This window comes from Microbulbifer maximicatervae (SeqCode), from assembly GCF_052467695.1.
In genome coordinates this window covers 3,325,204-3,346,438 of record NZ_CP174320.1, presented here as the reverse complement: position 1 = coordinate 3,346,438, position 21,235 = coordinate 3,325,204, and the positions used below count along the sequence as shown (strand labels likewise).

General features: G+C 48.6%; 18 protein-coding genes. 9 read left to right on the top strand and 9 right to left on the bottom strand.

Annotated elements, in window-relative coordinates; translation table 11 throughout:
* Window positions 1-189 precede the first annotated feature (189 nt).
* The 3 genes from ACJJI8_RS14830 to ACJJI8_RS14820 all read left to right on the top strand — a co-directional run bounded on the left by ACJJI8_RS14830 (window position 190) and on the right by ACJJI8_RS14820 (window position 3,550).
* Window positions 190-1,623 (top strand): hypothetical protein, encoded by a 1,434-nt coding sequence (locus ACJJI8_RS14830; protein ID WP_444916169.1) that lies wholly within the window; start codon window positions 190-192, stop codon window positions 1,621-1,623.
* A gap of 178 nt (window positions 1,624-1,801) precedes the next feature.
* Window positions 1,802-2,062 carry a hypothetical protein gene (locus tag ACJJI8_RS14825; RefSeq protein ID WP_444905675.1) on the top strand — a complete coding sequence of 87 codons (261 nt, stop codon included), beginning with the start codon at window positions 1,802-1,804 and terminating at the stop codon, window positions 2,060-2,062.
* Between the two features lie 270 nt (window positions 2,063-2,332).
* Complete coding sequence (locus ACJJI8_RS14820; RefSeq protein WP_444905676.1) at window positions 2,333-3,550, top strand: phytanoyl-CoA dioxygenase family protein; 1,218 nt, start codon at window positions 2,333-2,335, stop codon at window positions 3,548-3,550.
* An 8-nt stretch (window positions 3,551-3,558) separates the two neighbouring features.
* Here the strand turns inward: ACJJI8_RS14820 and ACJJI8_RS14815 are convergent, their stop codons facing one another.
* Window positions 3,559-4,635, bottom strand: a complete 1,077-nt coding sequence (locus ACJJI8_RS14815) for an FAD-dependent oxidoreductase (protein ID WP_444932809.1) — start codon at window positions 4,633-4,635, stop codon at window positions 3,559-3,561.
* Between the two features lie 126 nt (window positions 4,636-4,761).
* Between ACJJI8_RS14815 and ACJJI8_RS14810 the strand changes: the two genes are divergently transcribed.
* From ACJJI8_RS14810 to ACJJI8_RS14800, 3 genes are all read left to right on the top strand, one after another.
* On the top strand, window positions 4,762-5,394 hold the full coding sequence (locus tag ACJJI8_RS14810; protein ID WP_444927450.1) for a LysE family translocator: 633 nt from the start codon (window positions 4,762-4,764) through the stop codon (window positions 5,392-5,394).
* An 86-nt stretch (window positions 5,395-5,480) separates the two neighbouring features.
* The gene (locus tag ACJJI8_RS14805; RefSeq protein ID WP_444932808.1) at window positions 5,481-6,227 is read left to right on the top strand and encodes a metallophosphoesterase family protein; all 747 of its coding nucleotides are present in this window, start codon (window positions 5,481-5,483) and stop codon (window positions 6,225-6,227) included.
* 51 nt (window positions 6,228-6,278) lie between these two features.
* Window positions 6,279-6,635 carry a DUF4870 domain-containing protein gene (locus ACJJI8_RS14800; RefSeq protein WP_444932807.1) on the top strand — a complete coding sequence of 119 codons (357 nt, stop codon included), beginning with the start codon at window positions 6,279-6,281 and terminating at the stop codon, window positions 6,633-6,635.
* Window positions 6,636-6,739: 104 nt separating this feature from the next.
* On the opposite strand, the gene ACJJI8_RS14795 is transcribed toward ACJJI8_RS14800, so the two are convergent.
* The 6 genes from ACJJI8_RS14795 to ACJJI8_RS14770 form a co-directional block, all read right to left on the bottom strand.
* Window positions 6,740-7,510 (bottom strand): zinc-dependent metalloprotease family protein, encoded by a 771-nt coding sequence (locus ACJJI8_RS14795; RefSeq protein WP_444932806.1) that lies wholly within the window; start codon window positions 7,508-7,510, stop codon window positions 6,740-6,742.
* A 232-nt stretch (window positions 7,511-7,742) separates the two neighbouring features.
* A complete protein-coding gene (locus tag ACJJI8_RS14790) occupies window positions 7,743-8,420 on the bottom strand; it encodes a protease inhibitor BamI-like protein (RefSeq protein ID WP_444905682.1) in 678 nt (225 codons plus the stop codon).
* A 612-nt stretch (window positions 8,421-9,032) separates the two neighbouring features.
* Window positions 9,033-9,980, bottom strand: a complete 948-nt coding sequence (locus ACJJI8_RS14785; protein WP_444932805.1) for a hypothetical protein — start codon at window positions 9,978-9,980, stop codon at window positions 9,033-9,035.
* 284 nt (window positions 9,981-10,264) lie between these two features.
* The gene (gene cobN / locus ACJJI8_RS14780; RefSeq protein WP_444932804.1) at window positions 10,265-14,206 is read right to left on the bottom strand and encodes a cobaltochelatase subunit CobN; all 3,942 of its coding nucleotides are present in this window, start codon (window positions 14,204-14,206) and stop codon (window positions 10,265-10,267) included.
* Window positions 14,207-14,208: 2 nt separating this feature from the next.
* Window positions 14,209-14,562: a DUF2149 domain-containing protein gene (locus tag ACJJI8_RS14775; protein WP_413665264.1), complete on the bottom strand. Its 354-nt coding sequence runs from the start codon at window positions 14,560-14,562 to the stop codon at window positions 14,209-14,211.
* A complete protein-coding gene (locus tag ACJJI8_RS14770) occupies window positions 14,562-15,092 on the bottom strand; it encodes a MotA/TolQ/ExbB proton channel family protein (RefSeq protein WP_413665263.1) in 531 nt (176 codons plus the stop codon). Before ACJJI8_RS14770 ends, ACJJI8_RS14775 begins: the two co-directional genes overlap by 1 nt.
* A gap of 229 nt (window positions 15,093-15,321) precedes the next feature.
* On the opposite strand from ACJJI8_RS14770, the gene ACJJI8_RS14765 reads away from it, so the two are divergent.
* Complete coding sequence (locus ACJJI8_RS14765) at window positions 15,322-17,493, top strand: TonB-dependent hemoglobin/transferrin/lactoferrin family receptor (RefSeq protein WP_444927446.1); 2,172 nt, start codon at window positions 15,322-15,324, stop codon at window positions 17,491-17,493.
* 92 nt (window positions 17,494-17,585) lie between these two features.
* On the opposite strand, the gene ACJJI8_RS14760 is transcribed toward ACJJI8_RS14765, so the two are convergent.
* A complete protein-coding gene (locus ACJJI8_RS14760; protein WP_444932803.1) occupies window positions 17,586-18,173 on the bottom strand; it encodes an SRPBCC family protein in 588 nt (195 codons plus the stop codon).
* 152 nt (window positions 18,174-18,325) lie between these two features.
* Window positions 18,326-19,276 (bottom strand): LysR family transcriptional regulator, encoded by a 951-nt coding sequence (locus tag ACJJI8_RS14755; RefSeq protein WP_444932802.1) that lies wholly within the window; start codon window positions 19,274-19,276, stop codon window positions 18,326-18,328.
* 84 nt (window positions 19,277-19,360) lie between these two features.
* Between ACJJI8_RS14755 and ACJJI8_RS14750 the strand changes: the two genes are divergently transcribed.
* Both ACJJI8_RS14750 and ACJJI8_RS14745 read left to right on the top strand, forming a co-directional pair.
* Window positions 19,361-20,095: a glycine betaine ABC transporter substrate-binding protein gene (locus ACJJI8_RS14750; RefSeq protein ID WP_444932801.1), complete on the top strand. Its 735-nt coding sequence runs from the start codon at window positions 19,361-19,363 to the stop codon at window positions 20,093-20,095.
* A 27-nt stretch (window positions 20,096-20,122) separates the two neighbouring features.
* Window positions 20,123-21,229: an L-dopachrome tautomerase-related protein gene (locus ACJJI8_RS14745; protein WP_444932800.1), complete on the top strand. Its 1,107-nt coding sequence runs from the start codon at window positions 20,123-20,125 to the stop codon at window positions 21,227-21,229.
* The last annotated feature ends 6 nt before the right edge of the window (window positions 21,230-21,235 follow it).

Below are 21,235 nucleotides of genomic sequence, written 5' to 3'. Positions count from 1 at the left end.
AAGCACCGCTAGAATGACCATTTACAGAAATAGCCAGCTTTAGTTGGCTCCCTTCCCTTGATACCTTTCTTGGATACCTCGGAAATAACTCGAACACACACCTTTACTTAACACTTATATTTCCATTATTCTAGAAATATCATATAATCTAAGTTGTGCCCCCCCAGCATACAAAGGCCAGTGGAAACCATGAAAAAGAGCCATCCAAACGCCATTCAGGCAGCCAATGAAGCGGTAGAGTGGGGGCTTGCCCATGGCCTGGCTTTCAAATCTAGTCGTGGCTCAGCGAGCCATGTTCCTTTTAGCCTTACCCCAAGTACTATCGCCCTGGAACGGTTTGAGACGTTAAAGAAAGCAGTACCCCTATTGGGAAAGCTGATCCATCAAGTCTCAGAAGATCACCAATTTCTTCACGAAGCTATCAGGCCTGTTGCACATGGAGACCCGTTTTTCGGTGCCTTACTCGCCATGCATGGTCAAATAAAAAATGCGCCCCGCCTCCCCCTCCTGATTATGAGAAGTGACTTTATGGACGATGAGAGCCAGGGACCAAAGCTCATTGAGTTCAATGGAATCGCAGCAGGAATGGGGCCCTTTGGGCAGCGTATTTACGAGTTGCACCAATTCATCCGCTCGCAAAGTCCTGAGACCTATTCCGATTGGTCCAATACTTCGAACGGCCAACCTATAGAGAACCCAGCAATTGAGCGACTCTCCCAAGGCCTTGCCGATGCGACAAGAGCCATCAAAAGCGAGTTTGGAGATGGTGGCAGCCCAACATTTCTAATGGTGATACAGGAGCATGAAGACAATGTCTTCGACCAACACCTTCTTGAATATGCCTTAGCTGAAAAAGGCATTCGTACGGTACGAAAGACCTTTCGTGAACTCAAAGCGGGCCTGGTAACAGGCCCCAACAATAGGCTCTTGCTGCAAGGAGTAGGCCCTGTAGATTGCGTGTATTTACGAGCCGGCTACAACTACTGTGATTATGTCGCCAAAGACCTGGATAGCGAGCGCTGCTGTGAAACACTGATGCAATCGCGAATTTTGCTTGAGAGCCATCGGATCGCAATTAATGCAACCGTAAGCCAACAACTGGCTACCAGCAAGCGTGTACAAATGATCCTTTCGTCCATGTCAGTAGAAATGCTAACCGGATTCAATGTATCCCAGGATGAAGCGGTTTTAATCAAGTCATTACTTGGCGACATGCAACCAATTTCATCAGAAACGATAGAATGGTTCGGTCAGCAGAACGCCTCTAAGTGGGTGCTCAAAAATCAGGGAGAAGGCGGCGGGCACTGTGTCTTTGGCCAGGATATCAAGCTGAAACTCAAACAGCTCTCAGTAGACGAATACCCTGCCTGGGCACTAATGCCACGCTTGAGCCCGCCCCCTAGAAGCAACCCCGCCCTGGTAGTCAGAGACTCTGAATTATATTTAGTAGGCGATTTAATCAGTGAAATAGGTATGTTTACGGTTCATTTCAATGGTCAACCAGCTACTTCAGAACAAGGTTTTGCCGGCTACTTAGTTCGAAGTAAATCCTCTCAGGAAATGGAGGGTGGCGTGCATAGTGGCAAGGGCGTTTTAGATTCACTGATATTCAATATCGCATGACAACATCACAAGCATTCCGTAAAAGGATCTCTTGGCACCATAAATCACACTTCAAAGCGGATGAAAATACATTAACAAAACCTATTATGGCTATTCGTTACATGATATAGATCATATTGTAGAGGCGCCTAAGGTCCTTGCTCCAATGATAGAACCAAACCACCACTCATGTAGCTCGATGAAAGCACATGGCGCTGAAGAACTATCCCATCATAATAAGGGATTTTATATTGCTGGTATTAAATCCTATGGTCGGGCACCTACTTTCCTAATGCTGACGGGATATGAGCAGGTTCGCTCTATTGCAGATGAGCTGGCAGGAAATTATCAAGCTGCTCGCAGGCTGGAGTTGAATTTTCTTGGGGATGACACCAGTATCTGCCAGAAAAATGAAAACCGTGTTTGCGCTAAAGAATCAGCAGCATCAAACTGCTGCTAGTAACACAGAATGCCCCAACAGGTCCTAAATTTGGCAATCAATAATCCTAGCAATTGATTACCAAGACCTGGGCCAATAATACCCCCCTTTCTCCCATAGATCATGTCGTCTTCCTCGACCTAGGATACACTCCAAACTATTGCGCCAACAGGCGGTTCAGTAATTGCCTAGTATTAATGAACGAATAATGACACCTAAAACAGGTTCATGACAGATTCAATATTGACCCCAAATTTTGCCTGACAACCTCTTAATCGCAGGAATAAATCGGTGAGCGATACACTAAAAAAAATGTTCAGAGGAATGAGCAACCTGGCGGACACTGCTAATTTTCCAATCTCAAATATTCAGCACCTCAAAATATTAGCTGGAGTCACAACAATATTACTTTATCGAGTATTCATCCTACCCTGGCAGAAAACTAAAAAACAAAAGCTATTAGAAACACTTGATCAGCTAAAAGACTTAAAGATAAACCTACCAAGAAAATGGTCAAATGCAGGGGGAGATGACAACTTTTTTCTCAGCGATGGAGACCTCTCGTTTTTTGAGCAGAATGGATATCTCCCCCCTTTCCAAGCAATTGACAAAAAGGGGGCCGAACAACTGAAGGTACTGGCCCTAGAGGAGTACGACAGTGATTTCCAGGGTACTTGTTATTTGGGGCAGCATATTCCCCAAATAGAGAAGAAACATGGACGCTGGTCAATAGACTATGCGGGATTGTACCAAGCACTGCGACTTAAGCCATTTCGGGAGTTGATCCGAAAGCCCCAAATATCCCAACGTCTCGCCAGCCTTCTCGGACATGAAGTTTTGTGTTGGCGCAGCCAGTTCTTTCATAAATTACCAGGAACCGACGAAACCCCTTGGCACCAAAATGCAACTTTTAGAGAGGCCGGGAAATATGCGAAGTTACAACCTACTCAAGAAACTTCTCCAGCAATAATCCAACTAAATGCTTGGGTTGCTCTCACAGATTCCACCCCCGAAAATGGATGTTTGCGGATACTGGCAGGCTCCTTTACCGACGCCAGGATCGACTATCTTTATAATTTTACGCCCAATAACAAGATATTCTACTTATCCTTACTACCCCTGTCGCCAGTTTATCTATACCACGCAGTAAAGGTCGCTTTTTATGGAAGGACGTTTAACAAAAGTGCTCTTGTCCTATTTACTGCTCTCAAGTTGATTGGAGAAGATTTCTTTGACCAGTTCGAAGTAAAGGATATTAAGATGAAGGCTGGAGAGTGCTTGATTTTCTCATCATTAAACATGCATGCCTCATACCCAAACAGCAGTAAGACTCAAGGGCGATTTTCCTTTGTAGCAAGATGCACTGCTAACCACGTAAAAGTAGCCCCTTATGGCAAGGACATGTATTCAACTGACGAGGGTTTAATTGAATATGATATTCCCGACGTCAGCACTTTCCAGGTCTACGGCAATGATACCTATGGCTACAACAAAATCCTTAAGGAATAACCAACCTCTTAGAGCTTTGTCAGGTTTTGGATATAGGCATGTCGCACTACAGGGAAAGTTACAATAAGCTTTGCCAGAATACGAACCAACTCTATATTCACCCAGGCATTTGAACTAATAATTCGTCTAATAATTTCTGTCTTCCGGATAGTCGCCGCGCCTATTTTATGCCTCTCATCAGAATAACTATCTACTGTGCCGTTTATAATGGCATCAACCGCAGCTATCGCATCGGCAATACCCAGGTTCATACCTTTACCACCTACCGGAGAATGGCAGTGAGCGGCATCTCCCACTAAAAGTACGCGCTGGGAGCGATAACTTTTCGCCTGGCGAATGGAAATTTGAAAACTACCGGAGCGGCGGATATTACTGATGTTTAACGGTTGATGTAAGGCTGCTAATGCATCTGGCTGGGTAGCAACTACTCTTAATCGCTGCTTCCCCATGGGCAAAACAATCGTAAATTGATTGCCGGGCTTCTGAATATCTACACTAATCAAGTCAGGGTCACACTTCTCCTCTGTGTCCACATCAGCAACCCCCCAGGGTTGTGGCAAATCTATACCCGGAAAGGGAATGCCCAGCTTTTCACGAATTGTTGAATGAACTCCGTCAGCAGCAATTAACCAGTCAAAGCATTCGACACTGCCGTCAGACAGGGTAACTACCACCCTGTGATCACTAGAATCCACTTCAGTAGCAGCCACGCCATATTCAACTGAAACGCCTTGCTCAAATAAAGCATCTCGCAAAATTTCCTCGGTGCGATTTTGCGGCAGCCCAAAGCCCACATACTCTTTATACGCATCGCCCCGGTTATCCAAAAATAACAGCGGCCTACCCGCTTGAAGATATTGAACTTTGCAGAGTCGCATCGCCTCAGAGACCAAGTTATCTGAAACGCCCACCTTAAGAAGGCGCCTGATGGTGCAGGGAAAAATACCGACTGCCCGAGAGAGTTCACTGGGCTTGGTACGGCGTTCAACTATTCGGCATTTGATTCCATAGAAAGACAAAGCACAAGCTGCCGCCAACCCTGTTGGGCCCGCACCAACCACTAACACCCGGCCTATATGGCTCACTGGTAGTGTTGCACCCTGTCGTTGAACTCACGTCTATTGTAGAAGCCCGGGAAAAAGCAAGGCACGGCCATCATAGAAGTAAACACACCTGCTGTGATAAAATCGCAATTTCAAGGCACCCCTCATATGATCGACCTCAGTATTTTACCCGCCTTCTTGATCGCAGCGATTGTTCTAGCGGCCTCCCCTGGTCCTGACTTACTGTTAATATCTGCTTACTCTTCGGCTCGCGGATTTACTGCTGGAGTAATGATCTCGCTGGGCATTTTTACTGCTGGGATAGTGCAAACGGCGCTAGTTGCTCTCGGACTCGGACATATCATGCAGACGATGCCTCTGGTGGCAATGGTAGTAAAACTGGTGGGAGCCGTATATTTAGCTTGGCTTGGATTGTCACTCCTTCGCAATTGGCGTTCAAATAAAGTGGCACAAAATAACCAACCAGATACCGTGGCACTGTCGGCAGCACAGCTGATGGCCCGAGGCTTGCTCAACAACCTAATGAACCCCAAAGCCCTACTTTTCTTTAGCCTTTTCCTGCCTCAATTTACTGTGTCATCCCAGGCAATCACGACCCAAATCCTTGTATTGGGCGTACTCTTAAGCATTACAGCGCTGGCTTTTAACACCCTGGTATCCCTATCGTTTAGCAAGCTGGGAAAATCTCTTGCTAGACAGGCCAATATTCAGCGGCACCTGGATGGCTTTCTTGGAGTTATTTTCCTCGGCTTGGCCTCTCGCCTGGCTTTTGACCGCTGATTTTTATAGTTTTATGGACGACAGGAAGCTTTCTGTGAAAATATAGCGGCAGTCAAAGTACTTTCAGCAGTCCAGCGGAGAGCTCAATGCGAATAGCGGTCCTGTCTGACATCCATAGCAATGTTTATGCCCTCGATGCCATTGTTACTGATCTAAAAAAGAGAGGCGCCGATCTAACGGTGAACCTGGGTGATATTTTATATGGTCCTATTGCGCCACGACTCACCTATGAACGCTTAATGGAGCAAGGTTACACGACAATTCGCGGTAATCAGGACCGGCAAATATATGAAGCCACATCTACCGAAATAGAAAGCAACCCAACCCTGCAATTTATTCTGAAAGACCTTGGTGTTAAACCACTATTATGGATGAAGCAGTTACCACCCAGCTTACAAATCACCGATGAAGTCTTTCTTTGCCATGGAACACCCAGTAGTGACCTCATATATCTGCTGGAAGATACCAGCAGCGGCCGCCCCCAGATACGTTCCAACCATGAAATCCTCAACCTCCTTGGAAAGGTTTCCTCAAAAGTCATTCTATGTGGGCATACACATCAACCCCGCTGTGTCTCTGTCGGTAGTGGCCAGCTGGTCGTAAATCCAGGCAGCGTTGGGCTACCGGCTTACACTGACAGTGAACCGCAACCCCATATAATGGAAACCTTTAGCCCCCATGCAAGTTACGCTTTGGTTGAAAAAAACAAAGATGGAGCCTGGAATACAGAGTTTATTAAAGTAAGTTATGATGCAGATAAAGCTGCTCGAGCTGCTATTGCCCAAGGGCGGGATGACTGGGGTTTTTATCTATCAACCGGGCGAGCCAGCTAGATAAATCAGTTTACACAGAATATTGGATCGAAAGGAAAGGGAAGTCACTAAATGGAAGATTATCGCCCCTGGGATATTGAACAAAATACCTTCCTAATGTTGCTACATCTAAGCCAATTGGCTTGGGTCGTTATACCTGGCGCAGGCTTTGTTTTACCTATTGTCATGTGGGCAACAACAAGGGACCGCTCTCCAGAAATTGACAAACACGGCAAGATGATATTCAACTGGATGTTAAGCTTGCTTATCTATTCTATTATTTCCGCCATACTGATATTTTTTATTATCGGTATTTTTGGGCTGATTGCACTAGCAATAATCAATGTAATATTTATTGTGATTGGCGCAATCCGGGCCAATGAAGGCCAATTTTGGCGCTACCCACTTAGTATTCGATTTTTTGGTTAAATAATTAACCGTTCCTTCCAGATGGGAAATCGGGAGAGCACCTCCCGATTTCCCTTGGCTATAAGCCAGTAATCTCTATATTACATTCAGCAGGTTAGTGCCGATTAGTAGTAACCAGAGATATCATCAGTGATAGGACCGAGAGCACGGTAAGCGTTAGAAACGTCTACGCCGTTTGAGCGCTCACCACAGGCCAAGCCACCACACTCGTACCAGTCAGGATCAGAGAACCAATCGTACTGGGTAACGTTTTCGCCGTATTTCCAAGGGTAAGCCATGATGGTAGAGAACTTATTATCTACACCGTGACCCATACCGTAAGAGTAAACGCCACCAGAGGTATCACCCTGCTTGGTTGAGTGAAGCAGACCCATATTGTGGCCCAGCTCGTGAACGAAGGTGTTATAACCACAGTCAACGCCAGTTACGCTGTAAGCACGCTCTTTTGCGCTGGAGTACATGGTGCCATTGCTACCCTGTCCAACCCAGGCAATACCACAGGTAATGTAAGTATTGCCGTCGATTACGGTTTCTTCAGCTTTACCCAGGAAAACCACCATATCCGCCTTTTCAGAGGATCGCCAGTTATTCACAGTGTTGTGGAAGGTAATCAGGTCCAGGGTCTCTTCGTTTACACGAAAATCTGAACTGGAAGCTTGCCAGGTGTCTACCAGGTTCAACTGGATATCAACACCATTCCTTGAAAAGGAATTGTTGGCATAGCTGATATAGTTATCGATTTTGGCTGAGATATCACCGGTATACTCCGCAGCTGGTGCAGTGTACATAATAGCGATATCGACAGTATCGGCACTCGCAGCGCCAGAAACGGTCAGTGCTGCAATAGCAGCAGCCAGGCTTTTCTTCAGGTTCATTATAAGACTCCTTTTATTATAATAAGTAGTGCACACTCCTCCCCCAGCAATTAAATAAAATTGCTGCCCAAAGGAGTAACAATACGCTTTTAATACCCTGACTCGATCAAAAAGCTATCCCTAGCCTTTTAACCGCCTGAGGAGACGAGCCCCCGGTATCTGCAGGATTTTCTTGGGCCTTCCTTTGCCTGACTATTAACTCAAAGCATAATTACCTTGAATCAATTTCTTCTTATTTGAAGTCGTTTAGCGGAACATCGTCATCCGACCAGGTCTTTTCACGAGGTGCTTCCGAGGACATATCCTTATCGTGTTTCTCTACGTGGTTTTTAATTAATGCACCATTAGGCGCTATCCACGCATAACTACCCTGAGCTTCCATAGTATATGATCCGGAAGGTAAGTTTAGTTGTGCATAAACAGAATTTGCTCCGAGCGTAAAAGTTGCGCCATGCAGGCGAGTCATCCCCGGAAAATTTAATTGTAGGCTTTTGTTGCCGCTGGCATGCTCTTCGATACTGCCAACCTGAGCATCGTAATCACCTTCAATACCTGGCAAGTCAATGTCGACGTAATCACCAACAGTGAGATTCCGGAGCATATCAATATCCAGCTCGAGATAGGTTTCACCATTGAGATCTACGGGTAGGCGACCATTTTCATGAAGAGCTTCCCTGGCCAGCTCTGACTCAACCCAAAGTGCTTTTTCTTCATCACTTTCGAGGAGCTCCTCTTCACCCACCTGAACCTCCTCAGGTTTAAGCGGCTCTGCTTTTTGAGCAGATTTACTGATAGCTGGCTTGGGCTTTTCTAGCTCAGCGACTGGTTTTTGACCTTCAGATTGGCTTTTGGCCCAAACGAAATACCCTGCTGCCACTGCAATGGCGACGAGAGGAATTATTTTTCTCACAAGCTTTTCTCTCAAAATAATGCTACGTGCAACGGCAAAGCACGTCCTATCGACAGCTTAACCAGCCCTACCTCATGTTGGCATCTTTACGATTCTTAACATTCGATATTTAGTTGAGACGATCGATCCTAATTATCACGCAGCTTTTTTTTGGGAAATTTTTCACATAATTTTCATAAAAATTGAACAGAATCTAAATTATTTTTCAAAACTGTGGGGAACGTCGGAATTAAAGCAGACATATTTCACGAAAACCCTTTTTACACCAAATTAGTTCAAGCCAAATACCAGTGGCGAGATTCCCCCAAATACGATCAGGAGTCACCTACAAAAAACCAAAAAATAAGTTTCACAAGAAACAAGTTTGGTAGATTTTTAAGCAGAATTAATAATTTCAGTGTACGAAAGGCAATAGAAGAAAAAAGTTGAAGCTCAAATTTCTATTCCATTTTGGAATGGAATTTTCTGTGAGAAAAAGTGAATATAAGGACAAACTGGAAAATCGTAACTAGGCAGGCAATTCAGACAATCTATTTATTCTTGGCTGGGTAGAGATAAAGCTGTGCGCAGTGACTTCAACGCACAGCAATTAATTGGCCAATGACGACACTGTTACTCAGCTCGATAGCGCAACAACACCAAATTATCCAGGACTATGTTTTTTGACCAGATAAATTTAGCTCCACTGCCATAAAACTGTTCCCGAAAATTCATATACGCGTTTTTATTGTCCACACCTATCTGCTGCTCCGAGTACTCTGTCGCATAAGGCCAAGAAAGATAGCGATCGTCGACTTTCCAATTTTTCGGAATATCCCAGTGCAGAGAATAGACTTGTGCACCTGGTTTTGGGGGCCTCTCAGCACAGTCCGAGGAGGTTCGCTCTTCTCCCCGCTCTTTCAAGCACCCCAAATCATAAATAGGTGCTGTATAAAAAGTTTGTGCATGCCACTTTGAATTCGTCTTGGTACCATCTGAAAAGCTTGCAATAAAGCCACCGTCACCGGCATGGGTGCGGACACCTCTGTTACTCTCTGTGCCTTCCCCTAAGTTCTCCTCCCAGTCAACCGCTTTTACAGCGATATCGTAGGGTCTCTTCACCCTGAACTTAACCACACTGGAGTTAAACGGCGTAAATGGAACCGGATCAACAGCAACTAACTTGCCATTGATATATAGCTCAAAATAATTGTCGGCAAAGATATAACCGGTAACCACCTCACCTTCTTTGTCGATATCGACCACCGGTACCTTTGTAAGATCAATATCATCCAATGAGGATGGAGTGACCCCAGAGCACTGGTTATAGAGATCCGCAGCAAAGTACCGCTTGCTGTAATTCACTTCAGCCGGAACGGTAAAGGCTTTGCCCTCTACCTGCTTCACCCCCATTGGCGACAACCGGGAGCGACCGGAAGCACAGGAAAATAGGTTCTCCGTTTCTACTTTGGCAGAACCACCAGCCACCGCCCCATTGCTCGAGTAAGGGTTTTCCAGAGACCAGGCATTTGCCGTAATCGATATAAGGCCCAGGAAGGCCGCCTGATATCGTTTTCCCATCGTTCCAACCTCCTTTCAAGAGACAGCTTTAGTCAGAAGCTCACCAAGCTGTAGCCCTATTAATCTGACAAGCTGCAAGCTTAATGATTTACAAAGTAATCAAAATACACTTTTCACCTTCTATATAGAAAGCTAACACAGTAAGAGAGTAATAGTTGCCGGGGTCAACAATTCTTAACCCAGTAGCCGAGGCAGCTTTAAGATTATTTACACGAAAGGGGTAAAACAGAGGGGGGTTAACGGCACCCGGCCTTAAGCAGATCGGGTGCCGTTAAAGAAGGGCATTAAGCGGGCTTGGTTCGCACCCACTTATGATCAAAGAAACCGCTGACAAAGCCAGCCAACACTATAGCCATCAACAGTAGCCATATCAGCTTTTCCGGCTTATCACTGGGAGTCGGCTCTGCAACCTGCTCCAGCTTCTGGCCACTGACCTGTTGCGCAGCATTGGCGCTGCTAACCTGAGGGTTATCCAATACCTGGGCATTGGCCAGGGCCGCAAGGCCGAACCCTAGTGCCTGCTGATTGACGAATTCCTTGAACTTGTCATTGTCGGTAGCCACATCAAACTGATTTGCCAGCTCGGTGTAGGTCTCTACCATTTTCTCCAGGGTTTCAGGCTTCGCATCCCAATATCCCTTGCGCACCGCTTCCAGCATTCGCTCCAACATCTGGGCCAGGGCCTCGGCATTGTGCTCTTCGAAGAATTCGCGCATGTCCATTTCATATTTGTCATCCACGTAGACTTCAAACATTTCCTGCCACTGGTCGTCGCGAATGGTTTCCGGGGTCATTACTTCCCAGCCCCACATATTGTTGACACGATCCAGGATAGCGGTAGCGCCGGCGTAGCCAGAGTCCTGCATCGCCTCAATCCAGCGGGGGTGGAAGTAACGGCTGCGCATTTCCTGGTTAACGAACTCCGCAAGGGTTTGCGCTTTTACGTTATCTTTGCGACGCAAATTGGAAACATACATTTCCGGCGTTGCGCCATCCAGATTGCGAACCGCCAGACCGATACCGCCAAAGTATTGGAAGGGATCGTCATTGGTCATCATGGCGTAGAGGTTGGTGGAGCGGGAGAAAATCACCCCATCAGTGCCAGACAGCACCTTGCCGTACAGCTCAACACTGCGCTGATCCTCGCTCCAGCGGGATTCATCTTTGCCATAAGCAAAGCCCATGCGGCGCATATAGAGGTCAGCGAGCTTGTCATCCCCCTCCCAACTGTCAGAGGCCAGGCTGGCAGCGGCAAGGCCCGTACCATAGTTGCCGCTTTCATTGGAGAAGATACGCACTGATGACAAATAGCGAGCATCCTCTTCACTGTTGCCATCTTCCAACAGTTGCTGTTGCAATGCCTGGCTGTGGCGGTAGACAAAGTTATTGTCTTCTTTCATCTGCGCCACTTTATCGATGGCTTCTGCCAACCACAGCATCACGTTGGGGAAAGCATCCCGATATAGGCCTGTCGCAGAGATTACGACATCAATACGCGGGCGCTTTAATTCTGAATAGGGAATAACTTCTGTACCGGTAACATTGCCCTGCTGGTTCCACTTGGGTTTTAGGCCCAGGGCGTGCAGGATCTGGGCTTCCAGGGCTCCCTGGTGGCGCATGGTTTCAAGGGACCACAGGGAGAATGCCAACTTGTCCGGGAAGCGGCCGTGCTTTGCATGGTAGTCAGCAATGGTCTGGTCCATCAGCTGTACACCAGCTTCATAGGCTTCCTTCGACGGCACCTTAGCCGGGTTAAAGCCAATCAGGTTACGTCCGGTGGGCACCGCCTGCGGGTTGCGAATCGGGTCACCCCCATGGCTTACAGGAATATAGTTACCATCGAGTGCCGACATCAGGTTTTCCAGCTCGGCAATTTTGGCAAAGTTATCGGAGTATTCCCGGGCCTGATCCAACTGGGCCCGCAAGGGCTCAGAAACCTGCTCCAGCTCACCGCCCTCTAGGAAGGTATCCAGCAACTGGAACCCCGCCTGCGCTTCCAAAGCCACAACATTGCGCTCGTCCCGGGTTTGCTCTTCCGGCAAACGCAACCCGTGCTCCGCCTCATATTCATCCGCTGCGGTGATAAACCCTTCACCCAACATTTGCAGCATGGTGCTGGTGAGGTGTTCGGTTTTGGGCAGCTGACCAAAACGATGGATGCCCAGCGGCTGGCTCATCTCTGCCAATTGACCCAAATGATCCTGCAAGCGGCTCAGTTGGCCATCAAAATCCGCACTTAAGGCTTCAGCACTGATTTCCAGATCCTTGAGCATATTGAGCTCTTCGGCCAGACTGATAATACGCTCTTGGGTATTGGCCCGGGTCTGCCCCTCAGACAATACCAGGTAATTGCCAATTAACTCGGACAACTCAGCCACTTCCGCATACAAGCCCGCTTTCGCGAAGCCTGGGGTCAAGTGGCTGATCATGGTGGCACGGCCACGGCGCTTGGCCTGCATGGCCTCTCCCACGTTATCGATAATGTAGGGGTAGAACACCGGGATATTTCCCAGGGCCAAACTGGGTGCATCGTAAACCGACAGGCCCCGCTCTTTGCCACTGAGCCACTCCTGGGAGCCATGGGTTCCCAGGTGAATGTAGGCATCGGCACCAAAGGTTTCCCGCGCATAGAGGTAAACCGCCAGGTAGGCGTGGTTCACCGGGGTTTTCATATCGTGGTATAGGGAAGAGTGATCCTTGGCATTGTCCGCGCGAACGCCTTGCGGCAACACAATCAAATTGCCCAGGGTCATCCGGGGAATAACAAATGCAGGCTCGCCGTTATGTTCGGCCAACATGGCATTGTCTTCCGGCTTGCCCCAACGCTCTACAATAGGATCCCGTACAGTTGCAGGCAGTTGGTCAAACCAGGCTTGATAGGTGGTCAGTGGCATCCAATCAGCCAGCCCTTTATCGATCAAGGCTACGCTGTCTTCGCGACGATAATAGGGGCGCAACAACTGCCCGGCCCAATCGATAAGGGTTTTTGAATCCCTGATATGTACCTCATAGCCTCTTTCGCGCATTGCCTGGGCAATCGACTCAATCGAGCTGGGTACATCCAGGAAAGCCGCACCGATATTTTTTTCCCCGGGCGGGTAGTTCCAAATAAACGTTGCCACCTTTTTATTGGTGTTGCTTTGATAAGCGAGGGAGGCGTGATTCCAGGCGCGCTCAATCAAGGCCTGCATCTGTACATCCATCACTTCTTTATTGCCGTCTTTATTAGCAGCGATAATCACCGGATCGATGCTGCCAGCATCTTCTGGCATTACCAGGAAGAATGGTGTCAGGGATGGAGATACACCGCTGTTATCAGCAAAATATTCTTCTTCACTGCCCTCGGTGTAATTGAGTGCATGAATAACCGGCACTCCCAACTTCTCAAATTCAGCGCGACGTTTGCTGACATAGTGCAGGGAGCGGTAATTAATCATCAAGTCGACACGGGTATTGCCACTATCAGTTTGCAATAAGTCCGGATAGGAAAGCGGCAAGTCTTCACCTTCAAAGAAGAAGGCAAAAGCTTTGGCACCTTTAGACTCAAGACCATCCAACAGGGTATCGACAACCTGCTGCTGTTCATAATCCACCACGGAGCGATGGATGGCCACGGCAATCACTGGCTGCTGCTCAGCGGGCTTTAACCAGTCAAAGAAAAATTCCTCTTTATCGGTGACAAGCTGCTCCAGGCGGGGATGATAAAAACCCACCTTGGGTACAATTATCGGTTCCGGTACTGAGCCACTGGAAAGGTCAAATACCTCTGCCGACAAAAACTGCATCATATGCCGGTAGTTTTTGCGGCCCGCATTATTAAAATAAGCGGCTATCGCCCGATGCTCGGACTCTGCCAACCCCTGGTTCATGGACTTATTATCTGCATCCCCCAGGGAAATCACCGGAACTTGCGGATGCTTGGCCAGCATTGGCTGGAACTTGCCAAACATAAAAGCAGAAAGCGCCGGGTTGATGCCATCCAGCATTATCAGTTCAGCGGAAGACCAAGCCAGGTCGATTTCCTCATCACTCTTACCTTTGCTGTTAAAGATCTCCAGCTCAAAGGGTTGGTCTGCAGAGAGATCAGCCAGCAATGTACCTTTTGCCTTGGCCGTGTGGCTCGACATCATCAAGAGTACTTTGGGTTTATCACTGGCCTGGGCAAAGGTTGCAAAAGCCAAGCTCATCAATAGGCACACAAACTGTGCCCATAGTTTATTACGCACCACTAATTCCCCCCCGAAGCTTTTTCACCGGCGGGAGCATCTTTACCTTCCCCTTCCGGTACATAAACCAGGCTGCCATCGGCCATCTGGTAGGCCACACCTGCACGGGTGCCCTCCCCTGAGCCAATTTCCCCGGTGGATTTGTATTGTTTGATTTCCTTACCGTCCTTGACGATCACTTCCATATTGGGTTCGCCGGCATTTTTAATCACCGTGACCTTTTCATTGGAAAAAACGTTCAAGGGATTTTGCGCAATGGCAATCAGCAGCGCGGCGATAATGACCAGAAACACATCGATCAGGTTCACCGCACTCAGAATAGGATTCAGTTCTTCATCTTCGTCGAGGAAGCGCATCAGTCGGCCTCCTTCAGTTTGCGGATATTGATCAGCTCAGAGGCAAACCAGCGTTTTTTCACTGAGGCGGGCCAGAAGGTAATCGTGGAGATTACCAAGCCCCAGATCACAGCGGCGAAAGCAATAATCAGGTTTTCACTGATTCCCTGGATATTGCCATCGGCCAGGGCGCGAAGTGCCGGCCCCATGGGAATCATGGTGGCAATCAAACCCAACATGGGCGCGATCCGGGTAGCCATGCGAAGAAGTTCCAGTTTTCTCAACGCAAAAACTTCCAGTTCGTCGTCACATGCCAAAGGGTTATTCACGTAAAAGTTGTGTACTTGGTAGCCCGGCAGGCGCTCAACCCGACCTTGCTTCAATGCCAACCGATAGGCTCCGGCATTTTTGCGGCGAAGCATCCACAGTGAAATAAAGCGCCCGGCGGCATAAAGCGAGTAGATAAAAAGTACCAGGATCGCCAGTAATACTGGGGCCATAAACAGGTCGGCCACATCCGCCATTAAGGTCTCAATTGATTGAATATTCACTGCAAGCCTCCCAAGCCCCACTATTGATGCCGTTCACAAATTTGAGCGGAAAGTACCCAAAGAAACTTTTAAGGTCAAATTTAATCTAATTGATATTGATTCGCATTTAGCTTTACATTTTTATAAGTATCCATATAATCTCGCTCCGAACTGGTCGACAAGACCAAGCGAAAGGGCACCACAGAGACCCTTACGAGCAGACCGAATCAACGACATCAAGGAATTCACCATGAAACGTCGCCCACTAGCAGCGGCCATTTTGGGCTTAGCCTCCGCCTCAAACCTGTACGCAGAGACCCCGACCTCTCCGTCCAGTAATGAACTCGAGCTGATCGTCGTCAGCGGGCGCGCAGAAAAACCCCTGAAAGACGTTGCGGGCAGCGTTTCCGTGGTGACCAATGAAGAAATTGAGCAGCTTCAGCTCAATGACATGAACCAGTTGTTCCAATACGAGCCCGGTGTTGAAGTAACCGGTGAGGCTGGCGGCGCGCAGAATATTCTGGTGCGCGGCATGGGCGGTGACCGTGTACTGATTATCAAAGACGGTATGCGGGTGAACGAGGGTTATGGCGCCAATGGCCAAAACGACATTATTGGTCGCGGCTTTATTGAAGTGGACACCCTAAAGCAGGTTGAAGTTGCCAAAGGCGCAGCCTCCTCCCTGTACGGTTCAGACGCCCTTGCCGGTATCGTAGTATTCACCACCAAAGATGCTTCCGACTACCTGGAAGATGGCGAGCAGTTTGGCGGATCTATCAAGACAGGCTACAACGGCATCACCAGCCAGCACAATGTTTCCCCTACCCTTGCCCTGCGCACCGGCAATTTTGAGCAACTGCTGCACACCACCTTCCGCGATGGTGAAGAACAACAGAACTACGACGAAACCCAGGACCCCTTCGAGATTGAATCGAAGAGCATCCTGTACAAAGGTAAATACAACCTGGGTGGCGAAGACTTCATCAGCTTCAGCATCGACCACTGGAACCAGGAAACTGTCGGTGACAGTGCCGATGGCCTGCTGTATTACTTCCGCGGACTGGCCGACTACGGCTACAACATCGTCGCTGAACAATCTGTTTCCGACAAAGAGACCACTGCATACCAACTCCGCTACCACAGCGAGACCCCAACTGCGATTTACGATCAGGTAAATATCAGCTTGTACAACAACAAGTCTGAACAGGAAGACGAGCAATACGGCCAACTGGACATCAACGCCCCCATGTTCGGTGTGATCGAAATCCGCGATATGTGGGAAACCGGCCTCTACCGCCAGGACACTATCGGCCTGCTGTCCAACGCCAGCAAAACCCTGAATGAGACCCACACCCTGGGTTACGGTCTGGACCTGGAGCAAACTGAGAGCGAGCGTACCGTTCACCAATACCGTGAAGTTGCAGGTAGCTCCACCCTGGACTCCACCACCGAGAAATTCCCAGAAAATGAAGTGGCGCGCGCCGGCCTGTTTATCAATGACGAAATGTCATTTGCCAATGGCCAGCTGACCGTTACTCCGGGCCTGCGCTACGACTGGTACGAAATGGACCCGAACGGCGCATTGAAGTCTGATGACACTCCATTTGCCACCATTGAAGAAAGCAATGTTTCCTTCAACCTGGGTGCGCTGTACCGAATCAATCCGAAACTGTCCGCCTTTGCCCAATACGGACAGGGCTTTAAAGTGCCGGCCTACGATTTAGCCTATATCGAGCACTACCTGCAGCCGACCTCCAGTTACATCTACGAGGTTCTGCCCGCCGACGATCTGTCACCAGAAACCAGTGACACCTTCGAACTCGGCCTGCGCGGGCACCTGGGCCCGGTAGCTTTCAGTACTGCAGCGTTTTATACCGAATACGATGATTTCCTGGAAACCACTTTAATTCACCAAGAATTTGTAAATGGTGATGACGGCAGTTTCTCCCATGTATTTGAACAGTACCAATACCAGAACATCGAGTCTGTCACCATCAAAGGTATAGAGGCGAGCGCCAGCTGGTACCTATCTCCAACAATCGAGTTGTTTGCAAATGCCAGCTACCAGCGCGGCGAAAACGACACCACCGGTGAATACCTTACCAGCATCAGCCCACTTTCTGGCGTGGTCGGTGCAAGCTACAGCGGAGCCAAACTCTCCAGCCAAGTACTGGTGCGCTGGGCAGACCGTATGGAAAAAGTGAACGACGGCGCTACTGAAACTGCCGGTTATGGCACTGTAGACTGGACCCTGGGTTATCAGGTAATGGACTCCATGTCTGTGAACTTGGCGGTTAACAACCTGATGGATAAATACTACGTTCCCTACCTGAATGTTGCAGGCTGGGATGAAGGTAGCGATCTTTCTGTCAATGCGGCGCCGGGACGTACTTTCTCTGCGTCAATCAGATACGATTTTTAATTAACGAGTTTTACACTCTCCTATCTCGCAAATAAGTCCCTTGATGGCCGTACTCCCATGCGGCCTTTTTTTTTGGCGTCAAAAAAATACAATTAATCCGTGTAAATCTTCTCCATCATTTCTTTCACTTCCGCCTGGTATAGTCGCAATGCCTTTAACAGCTCAAGCCTGAATAGCGGCATATAAAGCAAGTACACTAGCTGATATATTGGGTTCGCAGAGTGCATTTTGAAATAACACTGTCTCTCCCAGTGACTTGCCCCACCCTTCATTTCGGTAATGGTGTAACTGAAATGGCCGGTGATGTGTTTAGTAATTGGTAAAAATAATAGAACCAGCGCACCACCGTAAATCGTCTTCCCCTCCCAGGAAATCTTATTGGGCCGCTCATAATTTATTAATTGATGCTTCATTGCGTGGTAGCCAGTAATCCCCCAATATTTTTCGATCGCTACGCTACCTACAGTGGACTTATCGCCCCCCAGATTGTATTCCGCAAATAAAGTGTTCGGATATTTGCTTTCCCAATTTCGTAGGTCTACCACATAATCAAACAAGGCTTCGGGTGGGGCTTGTATAATGGCCGCATTTTTGTAGAAGTAGGACTTGTCTTTAAAATACAGCACCAGGCAAATCAACACATACAGAATAATTACCGCATATATGATGTCTAGTATCATCAACTGCCTCCACCACTAAAAAACTTAATACCGGCACTGATATAAATGAACTAGAAAGTCACAAGCCTAATTATAGAAGAATAAAAAAATGCCATAGCTTTACGGCCTGAATTCAAAATAAATAAAGATAACAATCAACTTGAGAGGGGCGATTAAATCCTCGCAGAAGTGGACATAAACTTCATGGCCAATCGGTCTGCAAATACCGTCACCCGGCGCGGCTGGGCCCGGCTTGGAGGGAACAACATTTGAAATGGTACTGGCGGTGGAGTGTACTTTTCTAACAGGCGAACCAGCCTGCCCGCCTGAATATCCGGCCCTACATCCAGTTCCGATTTTAAAATAATGCCACTTCCCTTCAGGCACCACTGGCGAGCCAGTTCCCCGTCATTGGTCACCCGGTCACCGCGCACCACCACAGTTTGCTCACTTCCCGATCCATCGCAGCCGCCGAGAAAGCGCCAGTGGTTATCCAGATTTTCACCGAAACGCATTACCAGACAGTTGTGACCCTTCAGGTCCCCGGGCTTTTGTGGAGTACCTCGCTCTTGTAAATATCTGGGAGAAGCGCAGAGGATGCGCTGCTTTTGGCTCAAGGTCCTGACCCGAAGTGAACTGTCGGTGATTGCGCCGAAACGCAAGGCAATATCAATACCCTGACCGACAATGTCCACATAACCATCCGATAACAGCAATTCAATAGAAATAGTCGGGTGATCCAGTAAGAAGCGGTCAATTTCCGGGGCCACAATCGCACGCCCCAAGTCGCAGGGGGCACTTACGCGAATGCCACCTGACAGAGTCTGCGCCCCTGATCGAATACGGCTTTCAAGGTCATCCACTTCACCCAGAATCTGTTTAGCACCCTCAATCAGGGTGCGCCCTTCCTCTGTCAGGCTAATTGCCCGGGTTGTTCGATTCAGTAACACCACACCGAAGTGCGACTCCAGTGCCGCAAGGCGCTCGGAAACCCTGCTGGAAGATAGGCCCGAGTCCCGCGCTGCGGCGACCAGACTACCTTTATCAACAATTTGCAGGAACAACTTGAGATTATCTATCAGCATTGATCGGAAATACAGAATATTGATTTCTATTAATAGCATTTTATCCGGTAAATCAAAGCAACCACAATACCCCTATCGCAGTAACTACTGCACAGTCACAAACTTACACTAGGGAGTTTCGGTATGGATAACAGTATTCGCATCGGACACATTGCGCTCTCTTTCCACGAGGCCAGCGCTCGGGAAGTCGCCAAGGTTCTCGAGGCTCACGGCCACCAAACCAGCTTCAAGTCCGCCCCCCATGAGGCGGCCTTCCAGCTGCTAAAAAACGGGGAAATCGACCTTTTAACTTCGGCCTGGCTGCCTTCCAGCCACGAGGTCTATCTGAACCCCATACTGGACCAGGTCGAAAAAGTGACCGTGCTGTATGAGCCCTACTGTATCTGGGGTGTGCCGGATTATGTGCCCGAAAAAGCAATTGCCAGCGTTGATGACCTACTCAGCGAACCTGCTCTCACCCGTATGGATCGCCTGATCCAGGGAATTAATCCCGGTGCGGGTATTAGCCGCTTTTCCGCTGAAATGATCCACTCCTATGGCCTCGATAAGGCAGGTTACGAATTCCGACCGGGAACAGAAGCGGACTGCTTCAACCGTTTTGAAGACGCCGTAGCGCAGGAGCGCTGGGTAGTGATCCCCTTGTGGCACCCGCAATTTCTCCACAACCGCTACACCATCCGCGCACTAAAAGAGCCCAAAGGGCTTCTCGGCACTCAAGATGAAGCAACGCTCATCGTGCGCAAAGATGCCAAACAGAAAATTGGCAGCGCCGCCCTGTCTGCGCTGTCCCAGCTTTATATCGGCAACAAAAAGCTCAGCGCCTTGGAAGATGCGCTGCGCAAACAAGCCAAAAACTAAAACACCGTAAAATTTATGGAAGTCGCAATGAAGTCCCCGAAAATACTATTTGCCGCACTGGCTCTTGCAGGTGTTGGCAGCTTAGCCACCAGCGTCACTCACGCAGCTAAAGCGGAGTCCCTGCAAACAGTCACTGAATTCAGCGAATCCCGCGCTGCCGGTGTCACTGTCACCCCCAATGGTCGGGTACTGGTCAGCATGCACCCACTGGATGCGCCAAAACTAAAAGTACTCGAGGTAATGGCCAACGGCTCCAAGCAACCCTTTCCCAATCGAGATTGGGCGGATGGGCCTGAACAGGGTGAAGTGGGCTTTGGATCAGTAATTGGCATTCACTCTGATAGCAAAGGCATCGTCTGGATCTTGGATATGGGCGGTGAAAATACACCCGCCCAACTTGTCGCCTGGGACAGCGTCAATAATAAACTGCACCAACAGATTGAAATCTCCAAGTCCGCATTAGTGGAAAATTCATTTCCGCAGGATTTTTCCCTGGATGAAAAGCGCCAAAAAATCTACATCGCCGATATGTCTTTCGGTAATTTTAACGGCGCGACCAAACCGGCAATTATTGTCGTCGACCTGAAAACCGGTCACTCCCGGCGCGTACTGGAAAGCGCTAATGAATTTATGCCGCCAAAGCAGGATCTCATCATCGGCGGAGTTTTGCTAGCGGCTAAAACTGCAGGTGATACGAATAAAAGCCTGCACTTTGGTCTCAATCCCATTGCCCTGAACGAGAAGGCAGAATGGCTCTACTTTGGCAGCCTCAGCGGCGATAAAATCTTCCGCCTTCCTGCGGCACAGTTGGCGGACGCCGATATTTCCGAGAGTAAACTAACCGCACAAGTTGAAGAATTTGGCCCCAAAAACCCCAGTGATGGCATTGCAATGGCACCGGAAGGTGGCGTGCTGGTTACCGACCTGCAGAATAACGCCATTGGACTGACCACCCAGGGCAATTACCAAATCCTGTTACAGGACAAACAGCTCTCTTGGCCTGACAGCCTCGCTATTAGCAATGGCTGGGTATATATCACCCAGGATCAGCTTCACCAGCATCCTGCTTTCAGTTCTGGCCTTGGTAATGCCAAGCCACCCTACAAGCTGATGCGCTTCCGCTACACTCCATAAACTCCC

Bases quoted from the DNA above. Each gene is read 5' to 3' on its own strand.
- ACJJI8_RS14800 (WP_444932807.1), top strand. From the start codon at position 6,279: ATGGAAGATTATCGCCCCTGGGATATTGAACAAAATACCTTCCTAATG.
- ACJJI8_RS14805 (WP_444932808.1), top strand. From the start codon at position 5,481: ATGCGAATAGCGGTCCTGTCTGACATCCATAGCAATGTTTATGCCCTC.
- ACJJI8_RS14825 (WP_444905675.1), top strand. From the start codon at position 1,802: ATGAAAGCACATGGCGCTGAAGAACTATCCCATCATAATAAGGGATTT.
- ACJJI8_RS14755 (WP_444932802.1), bottom strand. From the start codon at position 19,276: ATGCTATTAATAGAAATCAATATTCTGTATTTCCGATCAATGCTGATA.
- ACJJI8_RS14745 (WP_444932800.1), top strand. From the start codon at position 20,123: ATGAAGTCCCCGAAAATACTATTTGCCGCACTGGCTCTTGCAGGTGTT.
- ACJJI8_RS14750 (WP_444932801.1), top strand. From the start codon at position 19,361: ATGGATAACAGTATTCGCATCGGACACATTGCGCTCTCTTTCCACGAG.
- ACJJI8_RS14830 (WP_444916169.1), top strand. From the start codon at position 190: ATGAAAAAGAGCCATCCAAACGCCATTCAGGCAGCCAATGAAGCGGTA.
- ACJJI8_RS14775 (WP_413665264.1), bottom strand. From the start codon at position 14,562: ATGCGCTTCCTCGACGAAGATGAAGAACTGAATCCTATTCTGAGTGCG.
- ACJJI8_RS14795 (WP_444932806.1), bottom strand. From the start codon at position 7,510: ATGAACCTGAAGAAAAGCCTGGCTGCTGCTATTGCAGCACTGACCGTT.
- ACJJI8_RS14810 (WP_444927450.1), top strand. From the start codon at position 4,762: ATGATCGACCTCAGTATTTTACCCGCCTTCTTGATCGCAGCGATTGTT.
- ACJJI8_RS14765 (WP_444927446.1), top strand. From the start codon at position 15,322: ATGAAACGTCGCCCACTAGCAGCGGCCATTTTGGGCTTAGCCTCCGCC.
- ACJJI8_RS14785 (WP_444932805.1), bottom strand. From the start codon at position 9,980: ATGGGAAAACGATATCAGGCGGCCTTCCTGGGCCTTATATCGATTACG.
- ACJJI8_RS14760 (WP_444932803.1), bottom strand. From the start codon at position 18,173: ATGATACTAGACATCATATATGCGGTAATTATTCTGTATGTGTTGATT.